The organism is Chromobacterium sp. IIBBL 290-4 (genome assembly GCF_024207115.1).
Classification (GTDB): Bacteria; Pseudomonadota; Gammaproteobacteria; order Burkholderiales; family Chromobacteriaceae; genus Chromobacterium.
In genome coordinates this window covers 2,418,483-2,431,999 of the sequence record NZ_CP100128.1, presented here as the reverse complement: position 1 = coordinate 2,431,999, position 13,517 = coordinate 2,418,483, and the positions used below count along the sequence as shown (strand labels likewise).

Here is a 13,517-nt window from a genome sequence, read left to right as displayed (position 1 = left end):
CCTTGTCATCGGAATCGCCGTGATTATTCGTGCCATCAAAAAACAGGCTAATGTTCAATACTTGACTGCAAGGCGCAGGCTTCCCTTCGGCCCTTTCCGCCATACAACTTTCTGCAATTTCCTGTTGTTGCAAACGGCGCTGCTTTAAGACTGTTGAAACTTCGGCGGGGAAATACCCTGCGCTAGGGTAGGCTGGCGCCAAGCTTACCGACATGATTGCCTCCCGCCCAAACGACGAATCAACTCTGAGTCGAATTTTTCCCCACCCGGCAAATTATTCATAATTGCTAGATCTTGATCACAGTCAATAATCACCCTTGGATCGTCGCATGGTAGAAATATAAAGGTCACACCACAAGTTCGATCATATTTAGGGACATTTATTATTTTATTCATTGTCTTATAATTTTCCTGATGAACTCTCATCCACTCATCCCACTCACGAGTTGGCTCACCATTTTTCCAAGGTGGAGGCGATGACCCATCTGGGTTTTTTTTAGGACTGGGGTCTTTTTTCCATGTTATCTCAGCAGTCATACCTGGTTGCCATTTCTTTGGGATATTGATGCAGCACTCATCTCCACCGCCGCCACTCACCCCTTGCCCATTAAAGGTGGCCCAAATAATCCGGATACTTTTATCGGCATTCACTACTCTAGCCGGAACACCTTTCATCTCCTCGCCCGCCAGACTTTGACAGCCGGCCAACAAGGCCAGCATCGATAAAATCAAGGCGGTCAACCATCGTTTTTGCATCCTATTTCTCCACAATCTGTTTGATAATTGCCATAGCGCTTACTGACAGGTCTGTTTGCCACCCAGACGGCGAATCAACTCTGAGTCGAATTTTTCCCCACCCGGCAAATTATTCATAATTGCTAGATCTTGATCACAGTCAATAATCACCCTTGGGTCGTCGCATGGGAGAAATATAAATGATACTCCACATGTTCTCTCATACTTTGGCACATTGATAGTTTTTCTCAGTGTCTTGTAGCTTGACTTATGAATACGCATCCATTCACGCCATTCTGGAGTTGACATTCCATTTTTCCAAGCAGGTTCAGCCGATCCATCTGGATTTTTATCCGGGCTCGGGTCTTTTTTCCAAGTAATCTCGGCCGTCATACCTGGTTGCCATTTCCTTGGGATATTGATGCAGCATTCATCTCCCCCGCCGCCACTCACCCCTTGGCTATTAAAGGTGGCCCAAATAACCCGGATGCTTTTATCGGCATTGACAACGCGAGCCGGAGCGCCTTTCATCTCCTCGCCGGCCAGGCTTTGGCAGCCGGCCAACAAGGCCAGCATCGATAAAATCAAGGCGGTCAACCATCGTTTTTGCATCCGATTTCTCCACAATCTATTTGATCACTGCCATAGCGCTTACTGACAGGCCTGCTTGCCACCCAAACGGCGAATCAACTCTGTGTCAAACATTTCCCCACCTGGCAAATTGCGAAAAGCCTCACGCTTCTGATCACAATCTAGAATCACTCTGACATCATCACATGGCAGAAAAACAAGCGTCACGCCGCAAGTATCACCATACTTTGGCACATTGATAGTTTTGCTCATTGTCTTGTAATTAGACTGATGGATTCGCACCCATTCGTCCCATTCCCTAGTCGGCTCACCATTCTTCCATTGTGGCGGGGACGATCCATCTAGATTTTTTTTGGGTCTCGGATCTTTTTTCCAAGTAATCTCAGCCGTCATGCCCGGCTTCCATTTTTCAGGTATGCTCATGCAGCATTCATCTCCACCGCCGCCACTCACCCCTTGCCCATTAAAGGTGGCCCAAATAATCCGGATGCTTTTATCGGCATTCACCACTCTGGCTGGAATGCCAATCTTCTCCTCACCAGCCAGGCTTTGGCAGCCGCTCAAGCTCAGCCATATCCAAGCTGCAGCAAAACCGAATAGCCGCCTCACGCCGGCTCCTGGCCAAGGTAGCGCTCCACCAAGGGCAGCCGCTCGACCTCCGACCACAGCTTGGCTTTGTCGGCGGCCTGATGGGCCAGGGCCAGCCGGCGAATCATCTCTTCCTCTGAATCCAGGCCATAACTCTCCGGCACCAGCAGATGGTTTTGCCGCCAGGTTTCCGCCAGATGCCAGCTGCTCAAGGCGTCGATGTGCTCCTGCTCCAGCGTCAGCGTGTCATTCCTCCACTCCAGCGGCGGCAGCGACTGAATCGCCACCGCATCCAGCATGCGGGCATTGCCGTCGCGGTCCAGCCAATGCCATTGCGCGGCCGGCTCCAGCAGCAACTGGCGACGCGGCTCATCCAGCGCGTCCACTACGGCGGCGAACAAACGCGGGTCGTGATATCTCAGCACGCCCTGTTGCAAGCCTTTGTCCCAGGAGGCCTGCATGCACAGCGTCAGCCGCTCGGCCAGTTGGTCGTAGTCCCAACCACTGAACAGCGCCAGTACCCGCGGCTGGCCCTGCCATTGCCGCAACAGCTTCAGCAAGCGCGTTTGCGGCTGATTGGCGTCCAGGCGCAGCAAAACCGGACCTTCGTCGGCTGCCTCGGCATGCGGGGTGCCTTGCAACAACATGCGCGGCGAATGCAGGGCGGCGACTCGGCTTTGCCAACGCGAACCCAGCTCGGCTTGATCGACAATCAGGTCCAACCATGACAGCTCCAAGGCTTTTGCCGTCTGCAGCAGCATCTCCAGCCAAGCCTCCGGGCTGGGAGCGGTCATCACTATTTGCGGTTTCATTTGGCGGCCACCAGCGGGTTGGCCTGACTGAAAGCCTGGGCCATGCATTGCTTGCACACAGTATTGGGGAAGCGCGGCAACGGCGGATTCATCTGATCCGGCCCGCTAAAGTTATGGCTCGCCCCCTTGATGCTGACAGTGCCCGGCGCATGCAGCTCGATCTTGCCGTCCTTCAGGCGAATGTAAGCGCCGCCCGAGGTCAACAGAATTTCCTGCTTGGCGTTGATCAGGATTTTTTGCTTGGCCGAGGTGATGGTTACATCCTTATCCGCCGTCAGCTCCATGGCGTCGCTCTGCGCCTGCACTTGCACTTTGCCTTTGGCGGCGATCAGCTTCAGCGCCACCTTGTCTTTCACTCCGGCCACGAACAGGCTGATGTGCTGGCCCACGTTGTGGATCCAGCGCCGGCCGGTGGTGTGGTTGGCGTCGCGTTGGGCGACGAGGTTCAGGTTGGCGCCGGCGGAAACGGTTTGGCTTTGTTCTGTCAAAGACGCGATGCCGGCCGGGCCGGACAGGATCAGCAGCGGCTGCTGGCCGGCTTGCTCTTTCGCGGTTTTGCCGTCTTTGTCGGTGTTGCTGCCGGCTTCCCAGGCTTTCAGCGCGTCGACGTGGTGCTGCAGGTGGCCATCGGGCTTCTTGGCCGCTTTGGCGTTGTCCGGGCCGATTTCCTCGGGGCCGGTTTCCATGGTGTCGGCCAGCTGGCCGGCGGCGGTTTCCGCCAGCGCCTGGCTGAGGCTGAGCGCGGCGTCCAGCTGGCTTTGCGCATGTTCGCGCGCCAGCTGTTTGCCGCCGGCGCCGTTTTGCGCTTCGGTCGACAGCAGCAGGCCGTGGGCGGCGCGGATGGCGCCGTGGCTGTCGGTGCGCAGTTCGAAACCGTCGCCGCGCGGCTGGGCTTTGCCGTTGCTGCGCGGGTGGGTCAGGAAGCCTTGGTTGAGCTGGGTCTTGCCCGGTTCGCTGCTGAGCTTGGCGCGTACTTCGCCGGGAGTGTCGTCGAACAGCAGCTCGTTGTAGCCGCCGCCCTGGTGTTCTTTGGATTTGATGCCGGACAGGGTCTTGTTGGCCGGCAGCGCGCCTGCGCCGCTGAAGTCCGGCGTGGCGTGGCTGCCGTTGTACAGCACGCCGGTGATCACCGGGCGGTCGATGTCGCCTTCGATGAAGTCGACCAGCACTTCCTGGCCGATGCGCGGAACGAACTGATGGCCGAAACCGGCGCCCGCGCTCGGCATGGCCACGCGCAGCCAGCAGGAGGATTTGTCGTCCAGACCGGCGCCTATGCTCGGGTGCTCGTCCGGCCGTTGCCAGTGGAATTGCACCTTGATGCGGCCCTGGGCATCGGTGTAGATCTCGTCGGCGGTCTGGTCTGTCGGGCTGGCCGGGCCGACCACGGTGGCGGTTTGCACGCCGAGCGAGGTGGGCTTGGCGCGATCCGTGCCGGCGTAGGCCGGGGTCAGCGGGATGCCGCGGCGCTGGGCCTGGATGCGGGTGGTGAAGGGGCTCCCCCTCTCCCCCTGCCCCTCTCCCGCGAGGGGAGAGGGGAACGAGGCGTTGGAGGTGGCGGTGGGGCCAAAGGGCGCGGCATCGGTGCTCAATCCCGTGGCGAGTCCGGCGGCCAGCAGCCCCGGTGCGGCCAGGCTCAGCTGTTTGGCCAGGTCCTGCGGCAGGTTGTTGCGCGCTTGCAGCGTCTGGCCGGTGACCACGAATTCGCGGTTCTCGGGGCTGTCGGTTTCGTGCGCCGGATGGTCGTCCAGGCGGAACCATTGGCCGGCGGCCAGGCCGCGGATGGCGCCGCCGCCTTCGAATTGCTTGGCCTGCAGATCGTGCGCCTGCTGGCGCAGTTGGGCGTAGCGGCTCAGCTGTTCGCCATCGCCGGCGTAGTAGAGCCCTTGCGGGTCGTAGTCTTGCAGGCTGGATTGCAGTGCCGCGCCGTCCTTGCCTTGTTCGATGCGGCTCTGGTCCGCGCCGTGCTGGGTGGACACCGGCTGGTAGTCGAAGGTGGCCAGCGCCACATTGCCGGGGACGATCTGGCGACGGCTTTGCCAGTGGGTCAGGCCGTCTTCATCTTCGGTGGCGTCGGCGCGATGAAAGCGCACGCGTTCCACCTCGGCCGGCGGCAGGCTGTAAACATCATCGAACACCACCAGCTTAACCTGGGGCGTGTCGCCGTCCACATGCTCGAAACGCCAGGCGTAGCCTTCTTCGTGCAGCAGGCGGACGATGAAGTCGTAATCGCTTTCGCGGTATTGCAGGCAGTAGCTGCGCGGATCGGCGTGGCCGATGTGCAGCTCCAGCGCCTGGCCGCGGGCGAAGGCCGGGTTGGCGGCCTGATGTTCCTGCAAGATCTGCTGGACGATCTGCGGCACCGTCAGGTCCTGGAACACTCGCGAGGTGCGGCGGTGGCGCAATAGCGCGAACGGCGGTTCGATGCTGAGCCGGTACTTGGCGAAGCCGCCGTCGGCGCCCACCAGCTCGGCCTGGCTGACCACGCCGCAGCGCAGCGTCTCGCCGCCCTGGGCGTCGGCGATGCCGATGCGGGCGCTCTGGCCGAGCAGGGTCTTGAGTTCGATGGCGCCGTCCGGCGACAGGCAGCTCAGGGCAAAGCGATAGGGCCGGGACACGCCTTCCTCGCCGTCCAGCGTCAGCGGCAGCAGCTGTTCGGCGGCGATGCTGCCGTCGCCGAGCGACAGGCTCAGCTGGCGGCGGTCCTGGGTAAAGGCGGAGGCGAAACTGGCGAGGAGGCTGCTAAGGTCCATGGCGGGCAATCGAATTCGGTCGAAAACTAGTCGAAAACCACCCTCCCCGACCATGCGCGGCTAAAGCCAGCGGCATGGCGGCGGAAGGCAAGGCGGTGCGGCTATCAGTCGGCCACAACCAGGCGGACGCCATGCAGCGAACGCTCGGTGTCGTAGCGGACATCGATCTTGCTGGACGGCACGCCGGCCACCAGCAGGTATTGGCGAACGCTGGCGGCGCGCGCTTGGGCGGCGGCCTTGGCGTTGCCGATATCGCGGCGATAGCAATGGCCGCGGATGACGATGGATTTGGCGGTTTTCAGCTTGGGCACCAGCAGATCAAGCTGGGCTTCGCCTACCGGGGTGAGCTTGGCGCTCATTTTTTCAAACGGAATCAGCGTGGCGTCGGCGGCGTAATTGACCGCGGCCTGTTTTGCGGCTTGTACTTTGGGATCGTTGGCGGCAGCCGCTTCAGCCTGGCTAGTGGTCGAGTCCGCTTTCGGAGTGGTGACGCAAGCAGAGCACAACAAGGAGACAAGCAAGGCGCTGAACAAACGTTTCATGGCAGTTTTTTCCCAAGAGACAGTGATAAGGCGAAAAACCCGCCCGGAGCCGGGCGGGTCGTCATTCCAAAAATGGAATTAGGCGATGGTCTTGTTCGCGGTGAGGTCCCAACCGGCGCTGACGTTGCCGCCGCCTTGGCCGTCGGCACGCTTCTGCTGGGTGTAGGTCCACTTGATCTTGCCGTAGCTGAAGCTCACCTTTTCGCCCGGGAAGCCGGCGTCGTTGGCGGAACCTTGCGGCTCAACCTTGGAGATCAAGACTTGTTCCATCTTGACGACCATATAGGTTTGCTTGTCGCCGCCCGAACGGCACAGCTCGATGGTGATCTCTTTGATGTGCTTGCCGGTGCAGCAAGCTTCGTAGATCTTCGGGCTGGACTTGTCCAGGAAGTGGGTGATTTCGAACATGTCGTGGTTCACGCGTTCGGCGGTGGCGCCGCCGGCGGTGCTGGCGGAAACCTGAGCCGGCTGTTCGATCTTGTGCTTGAAGGACTGGATTTCGATCCAGTCTTTGTGCTTGTCGTCGCCGCTCTCGCCCGGAATGCCATCAATCTTCAGGAATGCATCAAAAGCCATTAGTACTTCTCCTTAACAAGGTTCAAAAACAGGGGGCCTCATGCCCCCAAGCGAGCAATGCGTCAGCCGGCCGCTTGCGGCAGCTCGGCGACCAGACGCAAGGAAATCGTCAGCTCATCCAGCTGGAAGTGCGGGCGCAGGAAGGCCGCGGCGCGGTACACGCCCGGCTTGCCCGGCACTTCCACCACGTCCACGCGCGCTTCGCGCAGCGGGTACTTGGCCTTGGCTTCCTGGCTGGCGGAGTCATCCAGCAACACGTATTGGGCCAGCCAGGTGTTGAGGTAGTCCTGCACGTTCTGGCGCGAGGCGAAGCTGCCGATCTTGTCGCGCATGATGGACTTCATGTAATGCGCGATGCGGGATACCGCGAAGATGTAGGGCAGCTGGGTGGACAGGCGCGCGTTGGCGTTGGCCGAATCCGTGTTGTAGGTCTTGGCTTTCTGCGCCGACTGGCCGCCGAAGAAGGCCGCGTAGTCGGTGTTCTTGCAGTGCACCAGCGAGATGAAGCCCAGGTCGGACAACAGCTTTTCGGTGCGGTCGGTGATGGCCACTTCGGTCGGGCACTTCAGCGCCACTTCGCCGTCGTCGGTCTTGAAGGTGTGGGCCGGCAGGCCTTCCACCAGGCCGCCGCCTTCCACGCCGCGGATGGCCGCCAGCCAGCCGTATTGGGCGAAGGCGTCGGTCAGGCGCGCAGCATAGGCATAGGCCGCGTTGGTCCACAGATACTTGTCGTGGTTGCTGCCATCGACATTCTCTTCAAAGTCGAAGTCTTCGACCGGCACATTGTCCTTGCCATACGGCAGGCGGCCCAGCACGTGCGGCAACACCAGGCCGACATAGCGGGAGTCTTCCGACTCGCGGAAGGATTTCCACTTGGCGTACTCGACGGTGTCGAAAATCTTGGACAGATCGCGCGGCTTGCCGATATCGGCGAAGGTTTCCAGGCCGAACAGTCCCGGATCGGCCGACGAGATCAGCGGCGCGTGGGCGGAAGCGGCCACGTGCGACAGCTCGTCCATCAGGTAGAAGTCTTCCGGGTGGCGGGTGAACTCGTAGTCGCCCACCAGCGCGCCGTACGGTGCGCCGCCGAAGGTACCGTATTCTTCTTCGTAGATTTTCTTGAACAGCGCGCTTTGGTCGAACTCGGCCGCGGCCTTGAAGTCCTTGACCAGGTCCTTCTTGGACGCGTTCAGCACCTTGATCTTCAGCTGGGTGCCGGTTTCGGACTGCATGATCAGGTAGTTCAGGCCGCGCCAGGATGCTTCCAGCTTCTGGAAGTCCGGGTGGTGCATCACATTATTCAGCTGATCGGAAATCAGCTTGTCGATTTCGGCGATGCGGGCGTCGATGCTGGCCGACAGGTCGCGCGAGATGGTGACGCTGCCTTGCAGCACCTGGTCCACCAGTTCGCCGATCAGATCGCGGGTGTGGCTTTTTTCGCTCTCATTGCTGGCGATGCGGCTTTGCTCGATGATGCTGTCCAGCAGGCTGGACGCTTCAGCCGCGGCCGGGGCCGCCTGTTGCTGCAGTTCCGCGCTCATTGCTCGCCCCCTTCCTGCTTGCCGGCTTGCTGGCCGATCTGGCGCAGCTTCTCGGTGTCGCGCACCACTTCGTCCAGCAGCTCTTCCAGCTTGTCGTTGCCGGACAGCTTGTTGCGCAGATCGGCCAGACGGGTGCGGGCTTCCAGCAATTGGTTCAGCGGGTCGATCTGGCGCACCACGTTCTGCGGTTCGAAATCGGCCAGGTTTTCAAAATTCAGTTCCACGCCCAGCTGGCTGCCGTCGTCTTTCAGCGCGTTGTCCACCTTCATCGCCAGACGCGGCGCCATGCCTTTCAGCACTTCGTCGAAGTTGTCGCGGTCGATCTGAACGAACTTGCGTTCCTTCATCTTCGGCAGCGGCTCTTTGCTGTGGCCGGAGTAATCGCCCAGCACGCCCAGCACGAAGGGCAGTTCCTTGGTTTCTATCGCGTCGCCGATTTCGACGTCATAGGTGATCTGCACGCGCGGCGGGCGGACCCTCGACAATTTTTTCTGAGTGCTCTCTTTAGCCATGGCTCATCTCTAAAATGTTCAAAAAGGTTCAAAACAACTACGCGATATTGCGCGACAGACTGGCCAGCACGCCGCGCAGTTGCGCCAGCGACAGGCCGGGATCGTTCAGCTGGCGGCCCAATACATAGGCCGCCTCCGCGTACGACTGGTGGCTGCGCCACGGCGCCTTGGCGTCGTTGACATCCACTTCATGCTTGGCATCCAGCGCCACGCCCCAGCACTGCGCCGCGATGGCTTCGTTCAAGCCCGCCGGCAGCAAGGCCAGGACATGGCCTTCCGGACGGCGCAGGATCAGGCACTGTTCCAGATCCCCCTCGCCGCCGATGGCTGCGCGATACAGGGACAGCCAAGTGACGGCGGCCAGCACGTTCTCGCCCTCCACCGCCGGCAAGGGCAGGAAATAGGCTTGCACCGGCAGGCTGTCGCGGAATTTCTTCAGCAGCCGGTGATGGAACACGAAAGCCAGCAGCACGGTTTCCAGATCGCCGCCGTGGGCGCTCAGCGTGCGCGCCAGCGCGGAGACCGAAGTCACCGACAAATGCTTCTCCAGCAGTTGCTGCGCCAGCTCGATGTCGGCGGCGGAGGAGGAGCCGAAATGCAGCTGCTCCTCCAGAAACTGCTTGCAAGCCAGCATTTCCACCGAGTTGTCGATGGCGCTGGCCAGTTGCTCTTTCAGGCCGCTGAAAAACAGCTCATTGGCCAAAAGCAGGATGGCGGTGGACGACAGCGCCGCATCCGCCGGCACCAAGGACGCCGCCACCAACGGATACAGCCGGCCGCCTTCGTCGCGGCTGGGCTGGATCACGCCCAGCGACAGCCATTGCTGATCGCGGGTCTTCAACACGAACGATGTCGGCGGCATCGCCAGATAGCGGAGTGTGGCTTCTTCGCCGGCCTCCAGCTTTTGCAGGCTTTGCCCCAACAATTGGTCCAGCTGCATCGCAGCAGGATGGGTGGCGTTGACGCGGACGAAATCGCCGCGTCGCGGCAGCTTGCCGAAAATGCAGAATTGCGGCGGCGTCTCCGGCGCGCGCTTGAAATTGAACGCCATGCCCTTGTTCTCCCTTACAACGTCACGCGTTCAGGCAACGTCAGTTTGTACAGGCGATTCAGCTGCAGCGGGTTGACGCCGCCCAGCATGCGGAAATTGAAACGCACGGTCTGGCCGTCGGCGCCGCTGCCCTTGGGCAGCGTCCAGGTCAGCTGCGCGGCGCTGTCGCCGTCCTGGCTGATCTTGGCGCTGGCGAGCAGGCGCATCAGGCCCATCCGGCCTTGTTGATTGCCCACCACAGTGCTGGCGCCGGCGTAGTTCACCACCTGGATGCGCGCGCCCTCGCTGCCGCTGCCCGGCCAGTTGAACGGCTGCCACGGCTGCGGGCCGTTGCGGTAGCGCAGCTCCTGGCCATCCACGCTCAGCGCGATCTCGGACAAGCCCGGCGTCGGCAGCGGCTGCAGTTCGAAGCGGCTGTTTTCGCCGTCCTGCAGCTGGGTATTCGCCAGCGCCATCAAACGGCCCACGCTGTTGAGGAACTCGGGATTGAAGCGCACGCCCTGATTGCCCCAGGCGCGCGGCACCAGGGCATCGCCCTGCTTTTGCACCAAGCCGGTCAGGTATTTGTTGATGAATTTGTCCAGCGTGCCGTCATTGGCTTTGACGAAGCGGCTGATATCGGCCACCGAGGCGCTGGTGCTGGAATCGCTGAACGGATATTTGCCCGCCAGCTGCTTCCATTGCGGCAGCACTTCCGCCGCCCAGGCCTGGTTGATGTCCTGCGCCACCGGCCCCAGCAAGGCGCCGTAGGATTGCGTCAGCGGACGCACCAGCATCGGGCGCACCATTTCGATGGTGTCCGAGCTGGCGCCGGCCAACAGGCTGTTGTCGACGAAGGACTGGGTATCGCCCAGCTCGGAGCCGGAGCCGTTCAGCGTCGCTTGCAGCGCGGTGCGCGCCTGCGCGCCCGGCTGGTCGGTAGTGGCGATGGCCGCCATCTTCACCTTCAGCTTGCCCAACTGGTCCAGGTAGCCGTTGATGGGCGCGTTGTCGCCCTTCACCAGCGCGGCCACGCCGGCGAAGTGCGCGCCGACTACGCCGAACTGCTTCTCGCCCTTGGCTTCCGGCTGGGTGTCGCCGCTCTTGAAGAACTCGGTGGTTTTCTCCAGCACCGAGCGCTTGGCGTTGTCCAGCGTGCGGTTCAGCTCGGACGGGTTGTCCCAGGAGGTTTCCTGAGCCGCGCGCGCCAGGATCAGCTTGATCGGCGAGTTCTGCTTGTCGGACAGGCGGGTCATCGCCGAGGCGGACTGCGCCGGGTTGGTGATGTCGCGCACCACCACGCCGGCCAGGAACTTATGCCAGGCGGCGATGTACTGGGCGCGGTACAGCGCCTCCATCGCGGCGCGGTTCTTCTCGACATTGCCATCCTTGCTCAGATCATCCTGCGAGCTGGACGCCAGCACCCAGTCGTCGCTGCGGATGGTGCCCTTGCTGGCTTCGTCAATGGCGTTGCGCACATAGCCGTTCCAGGCTTCGCGGGTGTAAGCGCCCTCAACCATCTGGCTGCTGGCCATGATGTCCATGTCGCGGTTGTCGAGGATGCGGGCTACGGTCAGCGGCGCGAAGCGGGTGTTGGCGCGCGCCTTGATCTCGTTGAACACGCGCTCCTGCGCCGACAGCTGCTTGAACGAGCCGCGCAGTACGTCGCGGGCGTTGGCCACCACATTGGGATCGTTGTCGATCAGCGGCAGGTCGGCCTCTTTGATCTGGCTGATGTAGAAGGCCAGCACTTTCTCGGCCAGGCCCATCACTTCGCCCACCGGGTATTCGCCGCGCTGGCTTTCCAGCCACGGACGCCAGTAGCGCGGCAGCTGATCGGCCAGATGCGCCTCTTCCATCCGCTTCGGATCGTGCAGCATCAAATAGGTTTTCAAGGCGTTGTACGACACGTCCAGCGGCGTTTTCTGGCCCGGCTCGCCGGCGGCCGGCGGCGCATCGCTCTTGGCTGCGGTGGCGCGCTGCGGCAGATCCAGCCAGCTCAGCTGGATATTGGGCAAGCCGCCGCCGTGTTTCTTCGGCTTAGGCTTGGCCGGTTTCGGCGCGGCCGCAGGCGCGGGAGCCGGCTCAGGCTTGGCCACCGGTTTCGGCTCCGGAGCGGGCGCTGGCGCGGGTTGCGGCGCGCCCGGCTTCAGCGCGGCCAGCGTGGTTTCCAGATTCTTCTGCACCGGCTGCAGCATCAAGTCCTTCACGCCGGCGAAGTAAGCCTTGCGCAGATTGCGCTCGATCTCCGTCCCCTGGTAAAGACCCAGGCCGATCTGCCACGGCTCGCCGTTGCGGCGGTAAGCCTGCAGCTCTTCGATGCGGCGCTGCAGGATCAGCAGGCTGTTCAAGCGGTCATACAGTTGGCCGGACGCCGCCAGCTTGTTCGCTTGCGCGCGCTCGGCCGCCACTTGGGCCACCATCTGCTGGTTGCCGATATAGGACCAGGTCCACAAGCCCGCCACCGCGGCCAGCGACAGCACGCCCGCCGCCATGCCGATCAAACGCCAGCGGCTGCCGCTGGGGCGCGTTTGCTGGAAGATCAGGTGCTGGTCGGGGAACAGCACCTCGCGGAACAGGCCGCGCAGGAAGTAGCTGTACGATGCCGGCGCTTGCTGCTTGTCCGCGTTGGAGGAGGACAGGTCGAACTGTCCCTGCACGCGGCCGGCGGTCACGATGCGCGGCACGCCTTCCTGCAGAGCGCTGGTGAAATAGAAACCACGCAGCAAGGGGCGGGAATGGTAAGGATCGTCTTCGAACAGCAGGCGGACGAACTTGACCACGGCTTCTTGCAAGCCATGGAACTCGATGGGGAAGGCGAAGTGGGCGGACTTCACGCCATCGCCGCGCGCGCCAACCAGTTTCTCTTCGCCCATCTGCACCAGGCCGCGGTACAGCTGTTCGAATTGCTTGCCCGCCACGGCGGCGGCATCGAAGCCGGTGCCTTGGTCGGCCGACAGCGTCGCGCCCCAGACGCGGGCGCGCGCCTCTTCATCGGCATCGGCGAAGAAGGGCGCGAAACCGCCCAGCAGGTCCAGCTTGGTGAAGACCAGATAGATCGGCACCATTAGGCCAAAGGTGTTGCAGACCTCATGGATGCGCTCGCGCACCTGGCGCGCATACAGCACGAAACCTTCGCTATTGTGCTGCGCCAGCTCCGGCAGGCTGATGGCCACCAGGATGCCGTTGACCGGCGCCTTGGCGCGGTAGCGTTTCAGCAGCTTGAGGAAGGCCAGCCATTCGCCGCGGTCCTCGCTCTCGGTGGCGTAGCGGCCGGCGGTATCCAGCAGCACGCCTTCGGTGGAGAAGAACCAGTCGCAGTTGCGGGTGCCGCCTATGCCCTGGATGCCGCTCTTGTCGCTGAACGGAAAGCTGAGGCCCGACTGCAGAATGGCCGAGCTCTTGCCCGCCGCCGGGTGGCCGATGATCATGTACCACGGCAGTTCGTACAGCGCCGCGCTGCCGCGGGCGCTGCCGATATTGGACTTTTTCAGCGTATCGATCGCGCCCAGCAGACGCTGGCGCAGCAGCGTCACTTCCGCGCGCTTGTCGGCGCTGGCGTTGATCACCGCGTCGTCAGCCTGACGGCGCAGCATGCCTTCCAGCAGGCCGCCGGCCCGCCGGGTCAGCGCCTGGCCTACCAGCAAAGCCAGCACCCAGACCACCATCACCGCGACGATCCAGCCCAGCCGGGACTCCAGCGACTGCAAGCCCAGCCAGGGGCCCACCCACCAGATCAGCGCGATCAGGATCAGAAACCCAATCGCCGACGCAATTTTGGCATTGCGCAACCACCCCTTGTTAGACACCAAATCACCCTTCCCCGTGAATTAAATGACG

Annotated in this window: 11 protein-coding genes; all 11 read right to left on the bottom strand. The window is 62.0% G+C overall.

The features are described from left to right. Window positions 1-204: 204 nt before the first annotated feature. On the bottom strand, window positions 205-756 hold the full coding sequence (locus tag NKT35_RS11170) for a DUF3304 domain-containing protein (protein WP_254301179.1): 552 nt from the start codon (window positions 754-756) through the stop codon (window positions 205-207). 39 nt (window positions 757-795) lie between these two features. Next, entirely contained in the window at window positions 796-1,347 is a 552-nt protein-coding gene (locus NKT35_RS11165) for a DUF3304 domain-containing protein (protein ID WP_254301178.1), read from the bottom strand. A gap of 39 nt (window positions 1,348-1,386) precedes the next feature. Then, window positions 1,387-1,935, bottom strand: coding sequence for a DUF3304 domain-containing protein (locus tag NKT35_RS11160; protein WP_254301177.1), 549 nt, complete (start codon window positions 1,933-1,935; stop codon window positions 1,387-1,389). Then, window positions 1,932-2,726, bottom strand: coding sequence for a toxin Tle1 chaperone Tla1 (gene tla1, locus NKT35_RS11155; RefSeq protein WP_254301176.1), 795 nt, complete (start codon window positions 2,724-2,726; stop codon window positions 1,932-1,934). Before tla1 ends, NKT35_RS11160 begins: the two co-directional genes overlap by 4 nt. Continuing rightward, window positions 2,723-5,476: a type VI secretion system Vgr family protein gene (locus tag NKT35_RS11150; RefSeq protein WP_254301175.1), complete on the bottom strand. Its 2,754-nt coding sequence runs from the start codon at window positions 5,474-5,476 to the stop codon at window positions 2,723-2,725. The genes tla1 and NKT35_RS11150 overlap by 4 nt, the downstream gene beginning before the upstream one ends. Window positions 5,477-5,580: 104 nt before the next feature. Beyond that, on the bottom strand, window positions 5,581-6,018 hold the full coding sequence (locus NKT35_RS11145) for an OmpA family protein (protein WP_254301174.1): 438 nt from the start codon (window positions 6,016-6,018) through the stop codon (window positions 5,581-5,583). Window positions 6,019-6,096: 78 nt separating this feature from the next. Next, window positions 6,097-6,594, bottom strand: a complete 498-nt coding sequence (locus tag NKT35_RS11140) for an Hcp family type VI secretion system effector (protein ID WP_254301173.1) — start codon at window positions 6,592-6,594, stop codon at window positions 6,097-6,099. Window positions 6,595-6,656: 62 nt separating this feature from the next. Beyond that, window positions 6,657-8,135 (bottom strand): type VI secretion system contractile sheath large subunit, encoded by a 1,479-nt coding sequence (tssC, locus tag NKT35_RS11135; protein ID WP_254301172.1) that lies wholly within the window; start codon window positions 8,133-8,135, stop codon window positions 6,657-6,659. Continuing rightward, the gene (gene tssB / locus NKT35_RS11130; protein ID WP_254301171.1) at window positions 8,132-8,647 is read right to left on the bottom strand and encodes a type VI secretion system contractile sheath small subunit; all 516 of its coding nucleotides are present in this window, start codon (window positions 8,645-8,647) and stop codon (window positions 8,132-8,134) included. The genes tssC and tssB overlap by 4 nt, the downstream gene beginning before the upstream one ends. A gap of 37 nt (window positions 8,648-8,684) precedes the next feature. After that, window positions 8,685-9,698: a type VI secretion system-associated protein TagF gene (gene tagF, locus NKT35_RS11125; protein WP_254301169.1), complete on the bottom strand. Its 1,014-nt coding sequence runs from the start codon at window positions 9,696-9,698 to the stop codon at window positions 8,685-8,687. 14 nt (window positions 9,699-9,712) lie between these two features. Continuing rightward, window positions 9,713-13,468, bottom strand: a complete 3,756-nt coding sequence (gene tssM / locus NKT35_RS11120; protein ID WP_254301167.1) for a type VI secretion system membrane subunit TssM — start codon at window positions 13,466-13,468, stop codon at window positions 9,713-9,715. Between the last annotated feature and the right edge of the window lie 49 nt (window positions 13,469-13,517).

Bases quoted from the DNA above. Each gene is read 5' to 3' on its own strand.
- NKT35_RS11170 (WP_254301179.1), bottom strand. From the start codon at position 756: ATGCAAAAACGATGGTTGACCGCCTTGATTTTATCGATGCTGGCCTTG.
- NKT35_RS11165 (WP_254301178.1), bottom strand. From the start codon at position 1,347: ATGCAAAAACGATGGTTGACCGCCTTGATTTTATCGATGCTGGCCTTG.
- tla1 (WP_254301176.1), bottom strand. From the start codon at position 2,726: ATGAAACCGCAAATAGTGATGACCGCTCCCAGCCCGGAGGCTTGGCTG.
- NKT35_RS11150 (WP_254301175.1), bottom strand. From the start codon at position 5,476: ATGGACCTTAGCAGCCTCCTCGCCAGTTTCGCCTCCGCCTTTACCCAG.
- NKT35_RS11145 (WP_254301174.1), bottom strand. From the start codon at position 6,018: ATGAAACGTTTGTTCAGCGCCTTGCTTGTCTCCTTGTTGTGCTCTGCT.
- NKT35_RS11140 (WP_254301173.1), bottom strand. From the start codon at position 6,594: ATGGCTTTTGATGCATTCCTGAAGATTGATGGCATTCCGGGCGAGAGC.
- tssC (WP_254301172.1), bottom strand. From the start codon at position 8,135: ATGAGCGCGGAACTGCAGCAACAGGCGGCCCCGGCCGCGGCTGAAGCG.
- tssB (WP_254301171.1), bottom strand. From the start codon at position 8,647: ATGGCTAAAGAGAGCACTCAGAAAAAATTGTCGAGGGTCCGCCCGCCG.
- tagF (WP_254301169.1), bottom strand. From the start codon at position 9,698: ATGGCGTTCAATTTCAAGCGCGCGCCGGAGACGCCGCCGCAATTCTGC.